This is a genomic window from Haloarcula terrestris (assembly GCF_031624315.1).
GTDB lineage: Archaea > Halobacteriota > Halobacteria > Halobacteriales > Haloarculaceae > Haloarcula > Haloarcula terrestris.
Genome location: NZ_JAMQOM010000002.1, coordinates 503,860 through 521,852, shown reverse-complemented (window position 1 = coordinate 521,852; position 17,993 = coordinate 503,860). Strand labels below are relative to the sequence as shown.

The 17,993-nt window shown below is 64.5% G+C and carries 15 protein-coding genes; 3 read left to right on the top strand and 12 right to left on the bottom strand.

Annotated features, from left to right (window positions below):
* The first annotated feature begins 36 nt into the window (after positions 1-36).
* Positions 37-405: a response regulator gene (locus NDI54_RS06620; protein WP_310895669.1), complete on the top strand. Its 369-nt coding sequence runs from the start codon at positions 37-39 to the stop codon at positions 403-405.
* Here NDI54_RS06620 and NDI54_RS06615 read toward each other — a convergent pair.
* The 8 genes from NDI54_RS06615 to NDI54_RS06580 form a co-directional block, all read right to left on the bottom strand.
* Positions 402-4,277: a PAS domain S-box protein gene (locus NDI54_RS06615; RefSeq protein ID WP_310895668.1), complete on the bottom strand. Its 3,876-nt coding sequence runs from the start codon at positions 4,275-4,277 to the stop codon at positions 402-404. The genes NDI54_RS06620 and NDI54_RS06615 overlap by 4 nt on opposite strands.
* 76 nt (positions 4,278-4,353) lie before the next feature.
* Positions 4,354-5,775, bottom strand: coding sequence for an aminomethyl-transferring glycine dehydrogenase subunit GcvPB (gene gcvPB / locus NDI54_RS06610; protein WP_310895667.1), 1,422 nt, complete (start codon positions 5,773-5,775; stop codon positions 4,354-4,356).
* Between the two features lie 160 nt (positions 5,776-5,935).
* Positions 5,936-7,279 carry an aminomethyl-transferring glycine dehydrogenase subunit GcvPA gene (gene gcvPA / locus NDI54_RS06605; RefSeq protein ID WP_310895666.1) on the bottom strand — a complete coding sequence of 448 codons (1,344 nt, stop codon included), beginning with the start codon at positions 7,277-7,279 and terminating at the stop codon, positions 5,936-5,938.
* 104 nt (positions 7,280-7,383) lie between these two features.
* Positions 7,384-7,767, bottom strand: coding sequence for a glycine cleavage system protein GcvH (gcvH, locus tag NDI54_RS06600; protein ID WP_310895665.1), 384 nt, complete (start codon positions 7,765-7,767; stop codon positions 7,384-7,386).
* Positions 7,764-8,855, bottom strand: coding sequence for a glycine cleavage system aminomethyltransferase GcvT (gcvT, locus tag NDI54_RS06595; RefSeq protein WP_310895664.1), 1,092 nt, complete (start codon positions 8,853-8,855; stop codon positions 7,764-7,766). The genes gcvH and gcvT overlap by 4 nt, the downstream gene beginning before the upstream one ends.
* Positions 8,856-8,955: 100 nt before the next feature.
* The gene (locus NDI54_RS06590) at positions 8,956-9,984 is read right to left on the bottom strand and encodes a metal ABC transporter permease (protein WP_310895663.1); all 1,029 of its coding nucleotides are present in this window, start codon (positions 9,982-9,984) and stop codon (positions 8,956-8,958) included.
* The gene (locus tag NDI54_RS06585; protein WP_310895662.1) at positions 9,984-10,721 is read right to left on the bottom strand and encodes a metal ABC transporter ATP-binding protein; all 738 of its coding nucleotides are present in this window, start codon (positions 10,719-10,721) and stop codon (positions 9,984-9,986) included. The genes NDI54_RS06590 and NDI54_RS06585 overlap by 1 nt, the downstream gene beginning before the upstream one ends.
* On the bottom strand, positions 10,718-11,752 hold the full coding sequence (locus NDI54_RS06580; protein WP_310895661.1) for a metal ABC transporter substrate-binding protein: 1,035 nt from the start codon (positions 11,750-11,752) through the stop codon (positions 10,718-10,720). The genes NDI54_RS06585 and NDI54_RS06580 overlap by 4 nt, the downstream gene beginning before the upstream one ends.
* A gap of 207 nt (positions 11,753-11,959) precedes the next feature.
* Between NDI54_RS06580 and NDI54_RS06575 the strand changes: the two genes are divergently transcribed.
* Together NDI54_RS06575 and NDI54_RS06570 are read left to right on the top strand one after the other, a co-directional pair.
* On the top strand, positions 11,960-12,406 hold the full coding sequence (locus NDI54_RS06575; RefSeq protein WP_310895660.1) for an NYN domain-containing protein: 447 nt from the start codon (positions 11,960-11,962) through the stop codon (positions 12,404-12,406).
* A gap of 53 nt (positions 12,407-12,459) precedes the next feature.
* Entirely contained in the window at positions 12,460-13,305 is an 846-nt protein-coding gene (locus NDI54_RS06570) for a TatD family hydrolase (RefSeq protein ID WP_310895659.1), read from the top strand.
* Positions 13,306-13,334: 29 nt separating this feature from the next.
* Here the strand turns inward: NDI54_RS06570 and pstB are convergent, their stop codons facing one another.
* From pstB to NDI54_RS06550, 4 genes are all read right to left on the bottom strand, one after another.
* Positions 13,335-14,213, bottom strand: coding sequence for a phosphate ABC transporter ATP-binding protein PstB (gene pstB / locus NDI54_RS06565; protein WP_310895658.1), 879 nt, complete (start codon positions 14,211-14,213; stop codon positions 13,335-13,337).
* Entirely contained in the window at positions 14,213-15,856 is a 1,644-nt protein-coding gene (gene pstA, locus NDI54_RS06560; RefSeq protein WP_310895657.1) for a phosphate ABC transporter permease PstA, read from the bottom strand. Before pstA ends, pstB begins: the two co-directional genes overlap by 1 nt.
* A complete protein-coding gene (gene pstC, locus NDI54_RS06555) occupies positions 15,857-16,867 on the bottom strand; it encodes a phosphate ABC transporter permease subunit PstC (RefSeq protein ID WP_310895656.1) in 1,011 nt (336 codons plus the stop codon).
* Between the two features lie 85 nt (positions 16,868-16,952).
* Positions 16,953-17,987 (bottom strand): phosphate ABC transporter substrate-binding protein PstS family protein, encoded by a 1,035-nt coding sequence (locus NDI54_RS06550; RefSeq protein ID WP_310895655.1) that lies wholly within the window; start codon positions 17,985-17,987, stop codon positions 16,953-16,955.
* Positions 17,988-17,993 lie beyond the last annotated feature (6 nt).

Genomic DNA, 17,993 nt, shown 5'->3' with positions numbered 1-17,993 from the left:
GAGAGTTTTTATCGGGGAATCACGGACATAGAACCGATGAGTATCGAGGTCCTACTGGTTGACGAGGACGTAGATGTCCTGGATATCGTCGGCACGTTTCTGGGACAGGAAGACGGGTTCGAGATCACGACGGAGGCCGACCCCGAGACGGCCCTGGACCTGGCGATAGACGGCGATTTCGACGCCGTCGTCAGTGATTACAAAATGCCCCGGCTGGACGGGATGGAGCTGTGTGCCGCGCTCAGGGACAACGACATCGACATTCCGTTCCTGCTGTTTACAGCCCGCGAACACGACGATGTCGCGGACGCCGCGGCGGAACACGGCGTGACTGCCGTAGTCCAGAAAGGGACTGGCACGGACCAGTACGGCAAACTCGCCGACCGGATCCGCGACGCGATCTAGGTATCGACCCGCGGCAGTTCCAGCGTGACGACTGCCCCGCCGTTCGGACCGTCAGTGAACTCGACGGTGCCGCCGTAGGACTCAGTCACCCAGACGACTAGCCACAGGCCGAGCCCGGTGCCGTGATGCAGTTGCGTGATCGGTTCGTCGCCGGTCACGACAGCGAGTTCGTGCTGTGGAATCCCCGGGCCGTCGTCGGTAACGGTCACCGAGACAGTTCGCCTGTCGACCTGGACTGCGATCCGAACCGACGGGTGCTCGCCAGCGTGTTCGAGGCTGTTTTCGAGGAGTTCGCCGAGAATCCGATGGAGTCTGCCGTCGCCCGCTGTGACCGACGACTCCGGGAGGTCAGTCTCTATCTGGGCGGCGTGTTCGTCGCGATACGTGGCCACGAGGTCCGAGACGGCGTCGGGTACGTCTATCGGGTCCGTGCCGAACTGGTCGCGGCGAACGGATCGCTCCATGTCGCGTGCGCGCTCGCTCAGCGATGCCACCTCCTCGGCCTTCCGCTGGAGCCTGTCGAGAATAGCGGTGAGGTCCGGGTCGTCGATGCGCTCCGCCAGCGCGTCAGCCATCCCGAGGATAACTGTCAGGTCGTTCCGCAGATTGTGCCGGAGAACGCGGTTGAGCAGCTTCAGGCGGCGCTCCCGTTCCCGCTGCTCGGTGATGTCAGTGTAGATCCCGAACCCACGGACACTGTCACCGTCCCGGCTGTACGGCACGCCCCGGAAGAGGAAGTCACGAAACCCCGTCTCGGTCATCAGTCGGAGTTCGGTCTGGAAGGGGTCGCCGTTCGCCTGTTGGTCGTCAAACCGGGGCAGTTCATCGTGCGTGGTGTCCGGCAGTCGGAGCAGTTCGGAGAGTGGCTGGTCTACCGCCGTGTCCTCGCTGTAGCCGAACACCTCCGAGAAGGCGGGGTTGACGGATCTAACGACCGATTCGTCCGCGACCGTCTCCGTCTCGATGACGGCATCGGGCAGCGTGTTGAACAGGTACGAGAAGCGGTCGCGCTCGTCCTCTAGCTCTGCCCGCGCCTGCTTGAGTTCGGTCAGGTCCCGGACGACGCCGACGGTGCCACGGAACTGGTCCGAATCGAGCAGCGACACCTCGATTTCGGCCGGCCGTCGCTCCCCGGCGGCCGTTTCAAGCGTCGTTTCGAGCTTGACTGATCCGGATCCACCCTGCTGGCAAATGTCGCGGATACGACGGTTGAACTCGTCAATATCGTCCTGGTCGAGCACGGCATGTGGGCGGCGACCCAGTAGCGACGACTGCTCGTACCCGAGCCACTCTGCCAGCGGCTCGGTGACCAGTTGGACCCGGCCCTCGTCGTCGAGGACGTACACCATATCGCGGACGTTCTCGACTACCGATTCGTATCGTAGTAGGCTCCGCTCGCGCTCGACGCGGTCGAACGCGGTGGCCGCGTTGGACGCGAGGATCTCCCCGACGGAAACGTCCGAATCCGTGAACTCCTGTCCCGGTCTCGCACCGATACTCACGACTCCGTGATCGCCCAGCGGGAGGTACATCGTCGCCGCGATGGCGTCGGTGTCGTAGTTGTCGACCCGCTCGAACTCGTCGACGACAAGTGGGTCGCCACGCTGGAACGCCGTCCCGGGGAATCCCTCGTCGGCGTCGTACACCGGTCGTTCCGGTACTTTATCGCTGGCGGCGACCGGCCGAAGCGTGTCCGAGTCCGCGTCGTACAGGCGCACCAGCGAGTGGTCGAAGCCGAGGTCCGCTCTCGTGGCCGCGACGACCGTCTCGGCGACCGCTTCGGGCGTGTGAGCCTGCATGAGCGACCGGGTGGTGCCGAGCAGGCCGGAGAGGGCTTCGTCGCGCTTCTTCTGCTCCGTGATGTCCCGAATGACGCCCGCAGTGCCCTCGAACTGCCCGTCATCGTCGTACAGCAGCGTCATGTGGTCCTCGGCGGGGAACGAGTCGCCTGACGCCTGCTGGATTTCGAGTTCGAACGACTCCTCGTCGTCGCGGTCCTCGAATATCATCTCCTGGACGATGGATTCGGCCCGCTCCACGACGGCGTCGTCCTTGATGAAGCCGGTGTAGGACCCGAGCAGTTCCCGCTCGGAGTAGCCCGTGAGGTCGGTCATCGCATCGTTTACGAACTCGAAGTAGCCCTCGGAATCAAGCGCGTACACGCCGTCGTCGACGGCCTCGATGATGTTCTCGTAGCGTTCGAGTTCGTCGGCGCGGTGGCGGCGCTCCAGTTCCTGGGTCACCCACTCGACGAGCAGTTTGATGAACGCCGTCTCGTTCTCCGAGTAGGATGTTTGCCGCGGCGTCTCGGCACCGAAACACAGCGTCCCGTAAGGCTCGCCGTCGACGGTGATGCGCCCGCCGACGTAGCAGGCGACGCCGCTTTGCCGGGAGAGATCGCGCCAGCCCTCGTCTTCAGCATCAGCGATAGCCAGGAGTTCGCCGGTTTCCATGACCGTCTGACAGTAGGTGTCTTCGAGCGGTGTCTCCAGGCCCGGCTCCAGCTTGGAGTCCTCGCCGGCCGTCGTCACTATCTCGTGGACCCCGTCCTCGATTCGGCTCAGGTAGCCAAACGAGAGGTCAAGCCGTTCCAGCCCGATTTCGAGCACTCGCTCGATAGTCTCGAACTCTGAGAGCCCACTCTCCGTTGCGAGTTCAGTCAACGCTCGGAGCGCGTCGTTGTTGATCTCTAGCGCCTGCTCGCGTTCCTTGCGCTCGGTGATGTCCGTGGCGATAGCCACTATCCGGGGGGCCTGTGCGTCCCGCTGCTCGACGACGCCGCTGGTGAGAATCCACCGCGTCTCGCCGTCTACGACGGTTCGAAACGCCGTCTCGAACTGGTCTGTGGCGTCACGAACGCGCTCGAACGCCGCGTGGAGCGAGGCCACGTCGTCCGGGTGGACGAGCGCCTCCAGTGCGTCGATGTTGCCGTCGAACGACGCCGTCGTCGTGCCCAGCAACTGTGCGGTCGACTCGTCCAGGGTCACCTCGTCGGTTCCGAGGTTCCACTCGTAGACGCCGGTGTTCGTTCCGTCGAGGACGAGATCGAGCCGCTGGTTCGTCTCTTCGAGCGCCCGCTCGCGTTCCTTCCGGTCAGAAATGTCCCGGAGCACACCCGTACAGTACCACCGGTCATCGCGCTCGAAGTCGCCGAAGGACACGGCAACGGTCAGTTCCTCGCCGGCCGCGGTCACCAGCGGGAGTTCGAGGTAGTCCCAGTCGACGTTCCGGTCGCCGGTCCGCAGGTAGCGGTTCAGTCCCTCGCAGTGGGCGCTGCGCAGGTGTTCGGGGATGAGCGTCACGAAGTCGTCGCCGACCAGGGTCGTCCGGTCGTAGCCCGTCAGGTCGGCCAGCGCCTCGTTGGCGTAGACCACCTCGCTGTCGGCGTTAATGGTGACGACGGCGTCGGAGATGCTGCCGGCGATAGCGTCGAACGAGTCCGTGAGTTCCGGGGGCAAGGTTGCCCCGGCAGGCGACGGCACAGCAGCCGTCGGCGTTGTCTCAGGAGGGCTCTCGCCCCGGTGTAGAACGTCGTAGAGTCGGTCGCCCAGCGTGGCCTCGCTCCGGGGAACGTACTCGGTCACGTTCAGTCGTGTCGCGCGGGCAGCGACCACTCCATCAGGCTCAGCAGTGGTGAGGACGACCGGGAGCGTCGGGTACTGCTCGCGTATCGACGCGACCACGTCGAGGCCGCGCTGATCGCCCGGCAAGACGTGTTCGCAAACGACACCGTCGAAAGCACCGTCGGCCAGTGCCGACAGCGCGTCGGCTCCGGTGTCCACTCGCGTGACAGCAAACGACGCCGCAAGTGTAGCTGTGTCCGTCCCCTCGTCGGCAGGGCCAACATACAACAGGCTCGGCGTATCGGACATAGCGTGATATTGTGGTCCCTACACAGTGGGGTGTCATATACGCTCGGGCGGGAGTATCAAATGTCGAAACGCGCGGCTACGTGTCGTCAAGCGCCTGCCAGGAGAGCTGCGGGGTCCGGGCCGCAGTCACCTGATCGATGCGTTTCGCTGCCGGACGAGACGGGGCCTCGGCCAGTTCGGCGTCGGAATCAGCGGCCACGGCGTTGAACGCGGCCGCGAGCTGGTCCAGCGAGCGCTTGGTCTCGCCCTCCGTGGGCTCGGTCATCAGCGCCTCGTCGACGATTTCGGGCCACTTCGTCGTCGGCGGGTGGACGCCGTAGTCGAGCATCCGCTTGGCCGCGTCGGCGGCGTCCTGCTCGCCTGCGCTGGCGACGAACTCGTGGTGGAACGGGCCGAAGGGCACCTCGTACTCGATCTGCTCGGCGAGGTAGTTGGCGTTCAGCACGGCCTTCGCGCTGGCGTCGCTGAGGCCCTCGTCGCCCAGCCGGGCGATGTACGCGAAGGTCTTGACCAGCACCGGCCAGTTGCCGTAGAAGCCATGCACCTTCCCGATCGATTTTTCGGGCTCGTAGTGTTCGTAGTTGCCACCGGATTCCCTGACGTGTGGGTTCGGCAGGAACTGGGCCAGTTCCTCGCGGACGCCGACCGGGCCGGCCCCGGGGCCACCGCCGCCGTGGGGCGTCGCGAACGTCTTGTGGACGTTGTAGTGCATCACGTCGAAGCCCATGTCGCCGGGGCGAGCGCGCCCGAGCAGGGCGTTGAGGTTCGCGCCGTCGTAGTACAGCAGACCGCCGGCGTCGTGGACGATGTCGGCGATATGCTCGATATCGCGCTCGAACAGCCCCAGCGTGTTGGGGTTCGTGAGCATCAGCGCGGCGGTGTCGTCGCCGACGGCGGCCTCCAGCGCCTCGATGTCGACCCGGCCGTCGTCGCCGCTTGGCAGTTCCACGACCTCGTAGCCGGCCATCGCCGCCGTCGCGAAGTTCGTGCCGTGGGCTGAGTCCGGGATGACGACTTCCGAGCGCTCGTCGTCGTTGTGTTCGTGGTAGGCCTTCGCGATCTGGATCCCGGTGAACTCGCCGGCTGCGCCGGCCGGCGGCTGCAGGGTCACCGCGTCCATGCCGCCGATGCGGCCCAGGTAGTCCTGCAGGCGGTGACACAGCGCCAGCGTCCCCTGGACTGTGGAATCGGGCCGGTCCGGGTGGATGGCGGCGTCCGCCCGCGCGGCCACGTCCTCGGTAAACGAGGGGTTGTACTTCATCGTACACGAGCCAAGCGGGAACGGCCCGCTCTCGACGCCGTAGTTCATCTGGGAGAGGCGCGTGTAGTGGCGTGCCAGTTCGGGCTCGGCCGGGTCCGGCAGGGAAAGCGAGTCCCGCGTCAGATCATCGGGCAGCGGCGAGTCCTCGACTTCGACGGTTCTGCTCGCTTTCTCAGAGAGCAGCGGTTCGTACAGGTCGTCGCTGTCGTCAGTCCAGCGGGCCTGGTCGTAGTTCACGCGAGACACCTCCGTGTCGAGCGTGAAGCTCGTGGGACGCGGTTTGTCCCACGGTGTTTCGCCGAGTAGCACGAGGCGAAGAGACACCCCCGTGTCGCGCGTGAAGCTCGTGGGACGCGGTTTGTCCCACGGTGTTTCGCCGCACTGCGTTCGGCGAATGTCATTTCGCCACCTCCCGGAACGCCGCGACGAACTCGTCTTCGGCCTCGGCGGTTGTCTCGGTCGCACACACCTGCACCAGATGGTCGTCGACGGCGTGGACCGCGAAGCCCTCGCTCGCGAGGTCGGTGACGATGGCGCTTGCCGGCTGGTCCGTGCGGGCGAGGAACTCCCGGAAGTGGTGGCGGCCGTGAATCGGTGCTTTCACCCCGGTGATGTCGTCGAGGCGCTCGGCCAGGTCGCGGGCGCGGGTCACGCAGTCTTCGGCGAGGTCGACTAGTCCGTCCGGGCCGAGCCAGGCAGCGTGCATCGCAGTCCGGAGCGCGACCCACGCCTGATTCGTACAGATGTTCGAGGTGGCCCGCTCCTTGCGGATGTGCTGTTCCCGGGTCTGTAGCGTCAGCGTGTACGCGCGGCGGCCGGCGGCGTCTTCGCTGGCCCCTACAAGACGGCCGGGGACCTGCCGGAGATACTCCTCGCGGGTGACGAACATGCCCAGTCCGAAGCCGTAGGCGGTACCGGTCCCAAGCGACGCGGCGTCGCCGACGACCACATCGGCTCCAACATCAGCCGGCCGTTCTAGCAGGGACAGCGCAATCGGGTCCGAGCCGAGACAGAACAGCGCATCGTGGTCGTGTGCGAGGTCGCCGAGAGCGCCGAGCCGTTCCTCGATAACGCCCCGAACCGTCGGTGTCTCGGCGTACACCATCGCGGTGCCCTCGTCTACCTGTTCAGAGAGCGCCGCCACGTCGGCGACGCCGTCGGTCATGGGATACGACTCGACCGTGAGGTCCGGTCCGTCGGCGTAGTTCGCCAGCACGGCGCGTTTGCCGTCCCGGAGGTGTTCCGGAACCAGAATCCGGTTGCCCGAGACCGAGCGGACCCGCTGGGAGAGTGTCGCCGCCTCGCCCAGCGCCGTCGCGTCGTCGTACATCGAGCAGTTGGCAACGTCCAGTCCCGTCAGTTCGACCAGCATCGACTGGAACTCGAAGAGGGCCTGGAGGAAGCCCTGTGCGACCTCCGGTTGGTACTGTGTGTAGGAGGTCAGGAACTCCGAGCGGCTGGCGAGGTCGTCGACGACGCTCGGCACGTAGTGGTCGTAGTGGCCGCGGCCGAGGAACTCGGTGAGGTCGGCGTTGCGCCCCAGGAGGCTAGCGACTTCCCGACGTGTCGCGCGCTCGCTCCGGGCGTCGATACCGAACGCGCCGTCGAAGGCGACGGACTCGGGGACATCGAACAGCGAGTCGATGTCATCGACCCCAACTGCATCAAGCATCGCCGCGGTCTCTGTAGCCGTCTGCGGTGCATACGGACTGCCTGTCGCGTGTGAGTCACTATCGCTCATTTGAGATCCACCCAGCAGCGCCGGGGTGACATGATAGTGACAGCTAGCGACCGTGTCCACATTAGGTTACTCCTTTCAGCCCCCCGAATACCGTCGCCGGGCACTCACTCGATCTGGTCGCGGTACTCAGCGGGCGAGAGCAGGTCGTCGAGTTCGCTCTCGTCAGCGATCTCGACCTCCAGCATCCACCCCTCACCAAAGGGGTCCTCGTTCAGCAGTTCCGGTTCGTCGCGGAGTTGGTCGTTGACCGCCGTAACGGTCCCGGAGACGGGGGCGTACACGTCGGACACCGCTTTGATCGATTCCACCACACCGAAGTCCTCGCCGGCGGTCAGAGCCGCCCCTTCGTCGGGCAGTTCGACGAACACCACGTCGCCGAGTTCGTCCTGTGCGAACTCGGTAATGCCGATCTCGGCGGTGCCGTCGGCGACACGCACCCACTCGTGTGACTCCAGGTATCGCAGGTCGTCGGGAACGTCGAAGCTCATCTGTCGAGAAATGGCGTGCTCCTGGTACGTGCTTTCTTCGGTTCCCCGCGGACGACGACGCGGACGGACTCGTCGGGTTCGGCGTACTCCGTTGGGACGTAGGCCAGTGCAATGGGCTTGCCGAGTGTCGGGCTCATCGTCCCGCTTGTGACGTGTCCGATTGCCTCGCCGTCTGGCGTCGTCACGTCGTAGCCGTGCCGTGGAACCCCGCGGTCGATGAGTTCGATACCGACGAGCTTCTCTTCGGGGCCTTCCGCGGCGATCCCTTCCAGGGCGTCCCGACCGACAAACTCAGTATCGAGCTTGACGGTCCGGCCGATACCGGCCTCGTAGGGCGTTCTGGGCTCGTCGACCGGGTGGAACTCCTGGCCGGAGAGCAGAAAGCCCATTTCCAGACGCAAGGTGTCGCGCGCGCCGAGCCCGCAGGGCTGACAGTCCAGCGCGCTCCAGACCGTCTCGGCATCGTCCCAGGAACAGAGTATCTCGAACCCGCGCTCGCCGGTGTAGCCGGTCCGGGCGACCAGCGAGTCGATGCCGGCGACAGCCCCGTCGGTCACCTCGAACCGTGGCAGCGACGGGAGGTCGGCGTCCGTCTCGGCGGCCAGCAGGTCCGGCGCTTCGGGACCCTGAACGGCGAGCATCGCGTATTCCTCGGTCCGGTTCGTTACGGTGGCGTCGAGATCGCGGTCGTCCCGCTCCGAGAGCCACCGCTCGGTCATCTCCCCGTCGTGACCGGCGTTCGGGACAAACAGGAACTCGTCGGCCGCGTCCGCGGGTAGCCGGTAAACCACCGTGTCGTCCAGCATAATCCCGTCCTCGTCAGTGATAGCTGCGTACTGGGCCTCGCCCGGATCCAGTTCGGTCACGTCGTTGGTGGTCAGGCGCTGTGTCAGCGTCGCCGCGTCCGGCCCGTCAACGGTTATCTGTCCCATGTGCGAGACATCGAACTTCCCGGCATCGCTCCGGACAGCTTCGTGTTCGACGCGAATCGACTCGAACTCGACCGGCATCTCCCACCCGCCGAAATCGGTAAACGAGGCGTCGGCCCGTTCGTGCACCGCCGAGAGCGGTGGTGACCGCAGTGACATACGCGGATACCTCGCGCCGCGTCGTCTTACCGTTTGGCCATCGCCGGCTCGATAAACTCTATATCACGATAGCAAATCTCTATTCACGAGCACGACTGGCTCAGTCAGTGCTGTCCCCACCATCCGTCGACACGGGCTCCACCGGTGACTGAGGATTTGAGCGCAGCTGATCGACCGACCGGCAGGCCCGGACAGCGACTGTCACGGCCAGATACACCGCGATAGCGATCAGAACGATAGTTCCACCCGCAGCAATGTTGAAGAAATAGGCCAGCGTCACCCCGGTGACCGTGGCGAACTGGCCGGCACCGACAGCGGCGACGACCGACCGCTTGAACCCACGGGTTGATGTGGCCGCGGCAACCGGAATGACGAGCATCCCAGCAACGAGAATGACGCCCATTATTTGCATTGCCCCGACGACCACCACTGCGGTCAGCACTGCGAGTAACTGGTTATACCGTGTCACGCTCAGGCCGGCGGCGCGTGCCCCGGTTTCATCGAAGGTAACGTAGACCAGCGGGCGGTACGCGGCAGTGACACCGAGCGTGACGACGGCGCTCATCGCGAGCAAAATCGCCGCGTTGACTCTGGAGACAGTAGCGAGCGAGCCAAAGAGGTAGGCGTTGATGCCGACGGCGATACCGCCGTTCGTCGCGGTCACGAGCACACTCCCCACCGCGAACGACCCCGTCAGCACGATAGCCAGTGACGTGTCCCGGTACGCACCGGCATAATCGACGAGCGTCTGGACCAGTAGCGCGGCGACGCCGGCGACGATAAGCGCCGTCAACAGCGGCGGGACAGTGACCGCGAAGGCTGCGTTAACGAACAGCCCGGCGGCGACCCCGGCGAAGGCGGAGTGGGCGAGCGTGTCGCCTATCATCGCCATCTCCCGGTGGACCAGAAAACTCCCCACAAGCGGACCGATGAGCGCGATACACACCGCAGCGAGGTACGCCCGCTGCATGAATGGTGATCCGAGCATATCGATACCAGTCAGCGCAGACAGCACGTCCATGCTCGTTCCCCACAGATCATCGAGGACGACGCCGACCAGTTGATCGACTGCGCCGACCAAGACAAACGCGAACACGGCCAGAGGTTCGGTAGCTAGTAGGAGTGCCATCAGTGGTGGTGTTGGACGATGGACTGAGAACCGCCGTAGGCGTCAGCCAGCGCGTCGGTTTCGACGAAGACCTCGGGGTTGCCATGGAAGTACAGTTCCCGATTGAGACAGGCGATCTCCGAGGCGTGAGTCGTGACAACGCCGATGTCGTGTTCGATGAGAACGATGGTGATGCCGTCAGCGTTCAGTTCACGCAGGAGGTCATAAAACGCCTCGCGGGATTCCACGTCGACGCCGACGGTCGGTTCATCGAGAGCGAGCAGGTCAGCTTCGGCCGCGAGCGCGCGGGCGATGAACACCCGCTGGCGCTGGCCGCCGGAGAGCCGGCCGACTCGACGAGTGGCGAGGTCGGCGATACCGACCCGGGCCAGCGCACTGTCGATAGCCCGGCGGTCGTCGTCGGTGAACCGCCCGAGCAGCCGCCGTGGGTACCGTCCCATCCGGACAGCTTCCCGAACCGTCGTGGGCATCTCGCCGTTCGAAGCCGAAACATCCTGGGGAACGAAGCCGATCCGTTCGCCGTGTGCCGATTCGTGGGCCGGGTCACCGAACAGCGTCACTGACCCCCTGTCCGGGCGACGCAGTCCGATGAGCAGTTCGAGCAAGGTCGTTTTGCCGGAGCCGTTAGGTCCGACAAGTCCCAGAAACGCCCCCTCGTCGACACTGAGGGACACGCCGTCGACGACCGGGCGGTGACCGTAGGCAAAGGTCACGTCAGTGGCTTCGATAACACTCATTGGGCTCCCAGTACGCGCTCAAGCGTCGGAACGTTCACCTGTTCCATAACGTCGATGTAGCCCCAGTTCTGCCTGTCCCATTCGTCGGTCAGACCAGGCATTGCCGTCAGCGGCAGGACTGCCTCGGCGTCGGTCTCGGCCACCAACTGCTCGGCGGCTTGCTGGGACTCCAGAGGGTCGGCACAGATGTACTGGAGATCGTGTCTCTCGATGACTTCCTGTGCGTGATCGATGTCCCGCGCTGTGGGCCGGTCGTCCGGAGAGAGTCCGGTGAGCGCTTCCACTTCGATGTCGTAGCGCTCGCCGAGATACCGAACCGAGTTGTGGCCGGCGACCAGCACGAGATTTGTCGTGGCTTCGGCGACTGTCGATTCGAGACGCCGATGGAGATCGTCAAGGTCACTTCGGAACGCCGCAGCGTTGGCCTGATACGCGCCACCGCTGTCCGGATCGATGTCGGCAAGCCCGTTCCTGACCGTACCAACGGCCTCTTTCACCCGAAGCGGATCCATCCAGAAGTGCGGGTCCGCGTCCGAGCCGTGGTCGTGGTCGCCAGCCGCCGTCGCGTCCTCGTGATGTGTCCCCTCGTCGTGGTGCGCAGTGTGTTCCCCCGCGTGGCTCTCGTCATCGTGTCCGCCGCTCGCTGATAGCAAGTCCATCCCAGCAGTCACATCGATGGTCGACACGTCCGCGCCGTCGGCTTCGAGGTCGCCGGTGATGTCGTCAACCCATGGCTGGAACCCATCCATGCCGTGAACCAGCAGGTCCGCGTCGCGGATGTCCGTCCGCACGCTCGGCCCTGGTTCCCACCCGTGGCCGTGCTGCCCAATCGGAACGAGCAGATCCGCCGCGGCGGCGTCGCCGGCCACTTGCAAAGCGATGTCCCCAAACACGAAAAACGTCGACTGCGCGGTCACACCGGTAGATTCCGGCCCGGAACGATCCGCCTCGCTACTGGTACACCCTGCAAGTATGCCTGTGCCCGCGGCTCCAACCGTCGCGGACAACAGCTGTCGTCTGGTGAATGTCATGCGCAGTTATTAATCTAGTAAGAGGTTATAATAATCTTGGGTTTCTCAGGTCCCGGTGTTATTAATACTGGGTAGCGGCAGTCACACTCGGAGACAGCGTCGGCCTGTTCGGGTAACTGTCGAGGCTGTGGGCCAGTTTGATATAGCCAATATTAGTTTACACCCCGAAACGGCACTGATAAACGGACCGAGCGGGGAATGGGGCGCATGGAGCTGTTTCGTCGGATATTCGCGGAGAGAGACGCGCGGCAACGCGTTGGGCTGTTCGTCGACGGCCCGAACGTGCTCCGGTCGGAGTTCGATGTCGACCTCGACGAGGTCCGGGATATCGCAACCGAGTACGGCCCGCTGGCGATCACGCGGCTCTACGTCGACCAGAACGCGTCGCCGGGGCTCATCCAGGCCGCCGAGGCCCGCGGATTCGAGGTCGTAACGACCAGCGGCGACGTGGATGTGCGTATGGCTGTCGACGCGACGGACGCCGTCGTCTCGGGACAGATCGACGTGCTAACCGTCGCCTCGCGGGACACGGATTTCAAGCCCGCGCTGGAAGTGGCCGCCCGAGAAGGGATCAGGACGGTCGCTATCGCACCGGGCGAGTACGGGCGTTCCGACGCGTTGCGCAACGCGGCCGAGGACGCGGTGACGCTCTGAGAGCGCGACGCCGTGACGCCAACTGTTTTTCCGGGCAGTACCATTGGCCACGTATGGACATCGACGACACGCCCGTCCTCGACAATCACCTCCACCTCGACCCGGTCAACGGCCGAAACGTCGCGGCAGCCGAGGAGTTCGCGTCCCAGGGCGGAACACACCTCCTGGTGCTCAACAAGCCCTCCTGGCACCTCGTGGAGAAGGCAACAGACGAAGCGACGTTCCGGGAGACGTTCGATCTCACTGTCGAGGCCGCCACTGCAGCGTCGGAGGTACTCGATGGCCGCGCATGGGCTGTTCTTGGCGTTCATCCGGCGCTGATTTCGAAGCTCGTCGGCGACGGCTACACGCCGCCGGAAGCGCGGGACATCATGCAGACCGGCCTCGACGTGGCGGCGGAGTACGTCGCCGACGGCGAGGCACTGGCGATGAAATCCGGGCGACCGCACTACGACGTGGACGACGCCGTCTGGGCGGCCTCGAACGAGGTGATGTGCCACGGATTCGAACGCGCCGCCGACGTGGGCTGTGCGATACAGCTCCACACCGAGGGCGGCGAAGACTTCGAGGATGTGGCTCGCTGGGCCGAAGAACGCGGCCTCGACCGGACGAAGGTCGTGAAACACTACTCCGGGGGCCGACTCAGTGGTCCGGTCAAATCAGTGCTCTCGGACAAGGACGAACTGGAAATCGCGGTCGAGACCGACGAACCGTTCCTGATGGAGACCGATTACATCGATGACCCGGACCGCCCCGGCGCGGTGCTTGGACCGAAGACCGTGCCACGGCGCGTCCGCTGGCTACTGGAAAACGGCCACGAGGACGCGGTCAGAACGGCACACGTCGAGACGCCGGCAGACGTGTACGGCATCGACACGGAAGCGACGCTGGAGCGGTAAGCGGCGACGGCAAAAGCGAGTGGAGACGGCTATCCGAACTTGCCGGTGATGTAGTCCTCGACGCGCTGGCTATCCGGATTCTCGAAGATCTTGTCGGTGTCGTCAAATTCAACGAGTTCCCCGCCGGTGAGGAAGACGGCTGTCTTATCCGAGATGCGGGCGGCCTGTTGCATGTTGTGGGTGACGATGACGACGGTGTACTCCGTGGCCAGGTCCTCGATGAGGTCCTCGATCTGAGAGGTGGCGATGGGGTCAAGCGCCGACGCCGGCTCGTCCATCAGGACGACCTCGGGGTCAACGGCGATAGCGCGGGCGATACAGAGCCGCTGTTGCTGGCCGCCCGAAAGGTCCAGGGCGGACTCGTCCAGGCGGTCCTTGACCTCGTCCCACAGCGCCGCCTTCTTGAGGGACTGTTCGACCACCTCGTCGATGTTGTCCGTCTTGTCCTGAATACGGAGGCCGTAGGCGACGTTGTCGTAGATGCTCTTGGGGAAGGGGTTGGGGTGCTGGAACACCATCCCGATCCGGCGTCGCAGCGCGACCGGGTCGACATCGGTGTCGTAGACGTTCTTCCCTTTGAAGGTGAGTTCGCCCTCGACGCGGGCGATGTCGATGAGGTCGTTCATGCGGTTGATACACCGCAGGAAGGTCGACTTGCCACAGCCGGACGGGCCAATCATGGCCGTCACCTGGTTCTCCGGAATGGCCAGGTCGATGTTCTGGAGCGCCTGCGTCTCGCCGTAGAACACGTCGAGATCGCGAGACTCGATGACAGTTCCCGCGCTGGTCTGGCCGACCGACCCGCGCTCGTCGTTCTCATCAAGCCCGCCCTTGCCGGGGTCGGTCGTCACGAGGGAGTCGTCGTCAGTCTCAACGTCGGTGTCACTGGCCATGTCCTGTGAAGTCATTAGTTTGCCTCCTGTTGATATTTGTTGCGCACGAGAATCGCGACGGAGTTCATCGTCAGCATGACGATGAGCAGCGTCACGACGCCGGCCGCGACGACGCCGTACCGGAACTCGTCGCTCGGTTCGAACGCCCAGGCGAAGATCTGCATCGGCATCGCCGTGAGCTTGCCGAACAGCCCACTCGGCGGGGAGAACTTCGTCGTCGCCGCGCCGATCATGATGAGCGGTGCGGTCTCCCCAATGGCCCGACCGAGCGCGAGAATCGTCCCGGTCAGGATGCCCGGCAGCGAGCGCGGGAGGACGACGTTCCGGATGGTCTGCCACCGGGTCGCGCCCATTCCGTAGGACGCCTGCCGCAGCGAGTCCGGCACGGACCTGATCGCCTCCTGTGCGGAGATGATGACGATGGGCAGGATGAGCAGGGACAGGGTCATCGCGGCGGTGAGCACCGTCCCGACGCCGAAGCCAGCGTAGGTGAACGGGCCGATCTGGGACTCGATGTTGACGAAGATACCCAGACCGAGCAGGCCGTACACCACGGACGGGACGCCGGCGAGGTTCGAGATGTTTACCTTGATAACCCGCGTGAGAGCGGCCAGCGGGCCGCTCCCCGGCGCATACTCTTCGAGGTAGATGGCCGCGCCGACGCCGAAGACGAAGGTGAACACGCTCACCAGCACGATGAGGAATATCGAGCCGATGATGGCAGGGTACAGTCCCGCCTCGGCCGCGGTCTGAGAGGGGCCGCTGGTGACATATTGCCAGTCGAGCCACGGTGACGGTGTCGTCGCCCCCATTGCAGTGACGACGGCTTCGCCCGCGAGGAAGCCGAGAACGAGGATCACGGGGAACGCGAAGGCCGGCCAGCGGTCACGGCTCCGGACCGTGTTTGCGACCGCGAATCCGACCGGGAGGCCGAACAGCACGAGCCCAATGAGCCAGACCGACCGCGAGATAGCCGGGACGGTGTCGACGAGCGGGACGGCGGCGATTGCCAGCACGGGGAGACCGACGCCGATTCCGAGGCTCCGTCGCCGGGAGAAATCCAGTCGTTCGGCCGACAGGTACGCGGCGACCGCGGCCGCCGGAACCACGAGCGACAGGAAGTAGATACCGGGCGAGCCCAGCAGCGCGCCGATTGCGGTCAACGGCCCCAGGCCGAGCGTGCCGACAATCGGGCCGAGGAGCAACACCCCGAGCATCGCCAGACCGACCCAGGTCGCCTTGCGGTCGTACTGGCCGTAGACGTACAGGCCGACAATCGGACCGACAACGGTGACGAAGTACGCGAACCACACCGCCGGGCTGGCGATAATCGAGAGGATGATGACGCCCGCGCCGGTCAACAGCAAGCCAGCCAGCGTCATGCTGAACAGTTCGAACGCCCCTGCGACGACGGCGGGCCGGGTCCGGGCGTAGACAAAGAACGCGAGCAACGGGACCAGGAGGGTTCCTGTGTACGCCAGATACCAGCCCGTGCCGGCGCTTTCCAGTCCGAGCGCGTCCCAGAACACGTACGCGAGCAACACGCCCAGCGCGAGGATGCCGACGATAGACGCGACAAACGAGATGTATTTGAAAACGATGCCCTTGATTCGGCTGACTTCGCCGAACTCAGTCTCGGTCGGTGATGTCGTGGCCATTTACTCGTAAACCTCCCGGTAGCGACTCGCCACGAGGTCGCTGACGACGTTCATCGCCAGCGTGATGACGAACAGCGTGAGCCCGATGGCGAACAGCGACTGGTAGGCAGTCGAGCCACCGGAGATGTCCCCCTGGGCGATGTTGACCATCGCGACGGTCATCGTCGCGGAACTCTCGGTAAAGAGGCCGATCACGTCCGCCGGGGCCACGTACGGGATGCCGAAGGCCTGCTGGACGGGCGGGATATCCGGCGGCTGGGACCCAGCAGCCAGCACGACGGCCATCGTCTCGCCGATGGCCCGCGAGATGGCGAGGATGAACGACGAGGCGATACCGGAAACCGCCGCCGGAACCACGATGGTCAGCGAGACGTTGAACTTCGTCGCCCCGAGGCCGTAGCCGGCCTCGCGCAGCGAGTCAGGGACCGAACTCATCGCGTCCTCGCTGATCGAGGAGACCATCGGGATAATCATGATGCCGACGACGATAGAGGCCGAGAGGCCGTTGAACAGCCCCAGCGTTTCGAATCCGGTCCCCAGCAAGCCGTTGAGTCCGGTAATCACGGTGTTCAACGCGGGCGTGACGTAGACGATAGCGAAGTAGCCGTAGACGACGGTTGGGACGCCGGCGAGCACTTCGAGCATCGGTTTCAGTATCGACCGCGTTCGATCACTCGCGTACTCGCTGAGGTAGATAGCGGTCAACACACCGGTTGGGAGCGCAAGTGCGCCCGCGCCGATTGTGATGAGAATCGTCCCGAGGACGAGCGGTAACACCCCGAACGAGACCGGTTCGAGGTTCGGACTGAATGTCGTGCCGGTCAGGAACTCCAGGACAGGCACCTCGGCGAAGAACTGGGCGGCGTCCAGGACGAGCACCCCGATGATACTCACCGTCGTCAGCACGGATAGGACGGCACAGCCCGCCAGCGCGTATTTATATGCCGACTCACGGACCGACCTGAACCCCCGGTCCCCCGCCAGGTCTGGGGCCTGTCCCTCGTTGCTCATCTGTGTTGTTCGCTCATTCTGTGTATCTCGGGAAAAAGTACCCGGATTGTATCTGTAGTTCTCTATTGTCTATATACTCGACTCGTTACTGGACTTCGTCGATAACGTCGTTGAGGGCGTCGAGTTCCTCCTGCATCCCCTCCTCCGTTCGCGGAACGTAGCCGATTTCCTCGGAGACGAGTTCGGTGTTGGCGCTCTGTTCGACGAAGAACCGGGCGAACTCGGCGACGTGTTCCTCGGCGAGGGCACCCTTTTGCGGATACGTGAACAGGGGACGCGAGAGGGGCTCGTAGTCGCCGGCCTTGGCCGTCTCAAGCGAGGGTTCGACGCAGCCGTCGCCGTTGTCGATGCTGAGGGCCTTGACTGCGTCAGTGTTGCTCTGGTAGTAGGCGAAGCCGAAGTAACCGATGCCGTACTGGTCCTGCTGGACGCCCTGGAGGATGAGGTTGTCCTGTTCGGTGGCTTCGTAGTTGCTGGTGTGGTTCGCTTCCTCGCCGATGATCGCCTCGTTGAAGTAGTCGAACGTGCCGGACGTGTCAGCGGCACCGAACCGGTTAATCTGCTCGTCGGGCCACTCGGAGTTCACGTCCGCCCAGGTCGACGCGCCGTCCGCGCGCCATATCTGTCTGAGCTGGTCCGGTGTCACGCAGTCGACCCAGTCGTTCTCGGGGTTGACGATGACGGTCACTGCGTCCGTCGCGACGTTGATCTCGTGGTACTCGATGCCGTTGTCGGCACAGAGCTGCTCTTCCTCGCTGGAGATCGGCCGAGAGGCGTTGTTGAACTCGGCGTTGCCGACACAGAAGTGGTTGCTGAAGCCGCCACCGGACCCGGTCGAAGAGAGGCTGATGTCGACCTGATCGTGTTGCTTCTGGAACTCGTTTGCGACGGCCGTTGCGAGCGGGAACACCGTGCTACTCCCCGTGATCGTTATTTCACCCGACAACTGGCTGCTACCGCTACCATCGGTGCTGCCGCCGCTGTTGTCAGTGCCTCCGCCACTGCCACCATCGCCACCGGACGACTGTTCGGTACAGCCGGCCAGCGCCAGTGCCCCAATCGCACCGGAACTTGTCAGAAAACGACGACGCGAGAGACCACCGGTCGGTGAATCTGTCATCACCTG

What these genes read in the sequence shown, in the direction of transcription:
- NDI54_RS06620 (WP_310895669.1), top strand. Translation starts at nt 37, where the DNA reads ATGAGTATCGAGGTCCTACTGGTTGACGAGGACGTAGATGTCCTGGAT.
- NDI54_RS06615 (WP_310895668.1), bottom strand. Translation starts at nt 4,277, where the DNA reads ATGTCCGATACGCCGAGCCTGTTGTATGTTGGCCCTGCCGACGAGGGG.
- gcvPA (WP_310895666.1), bottom strand. Translation starts at nt 7,279, where the DNA reads ATGAGCGATAGTGACTCACACGCGACAGGCAGTCCGTATGCACCGCAG.
- gcvH (WP_310895665.1), bottom strand. Translation starts at nt 7,767, where the DNA reads ATGAGCTTCGACGTTCCCGACGACCTGCGATACCTGGAGTCACACGAG.
- gcvT (WP_310895664.1), bottom strand. Translation starts at nt 8,855, where the DNA reads ATGTCACTGCGGTCACCACCGCTCTCGGCGGTGCACGAACGGGCCGAC.
- NDI54_RS06590 (WP_310895663.1), bottom strand. Translation starts at nt 9,984, where the DNA reads ATGGCACTCCTACTAGCTACCGAACCTCTGGCCGTGTTCGCGTTTGTC.
- NDI54_RS06585 (WP_310895662.1), bottom strand. Translation starts at nt 10,721, where the DNA reads ATGAGTGTTATCGAAGCCACTGACGTGACCTTTGCCTACGGTCACCGC.
- NDI54_RS06580 (WP_310895661.1), bottom strand. Translation starts at nt 11,752, where the DNA reads ATGACATTCACCAGACGACAGCTGTTGTCCGCGACGGTTGGAGCCGCG.
- NDI54_RS06575 (WP_310895660.1), top strand. Translation starts at nt 11,960, where the DNA reads ATGGAGCTGTTTCGTCGGATATTCGCGGAGAGAGACGCGCGGCAACGC.
- NDI54_RS06570 (WP_310895659.1), top strand. Translation starts at nt 12,460, where the DNA reads ATGGACATCGACGACACGCCCGTCCTCGACAATCACCTCCACCTCGAC.
- pstB (WP_310895658.1), bottom strand. Translation starts at nt 14,213, where the DNA reads ATGACTTCACAGGACATGGCCAGTGACACCGACGTTGAGACTGACGAC.
- pstA (WP_310895657.1), bottom strand. Translation starts at nt 15,856, where the DNA reads ATGGCCACGACATCACCGACCGAGACTGAGTTCGGCGAAGTCAGCCGA.
- pstC (WP_310895656.1), bottom strand. Translation starts at nt 16,867, where the DNA reads ATGAGCAACGAGGGACAGGCCCCAGACCTGGCGGGGGACCGGGGGTTC.
- NDI54_RS06550 (WP_310895655.1), bottom strand. Translation starts at nt 17,987, where the DNA reads ATGACAGATTCACCGACCGGTGGTCTCTCGCGTCGTCGTTTTCTGACA.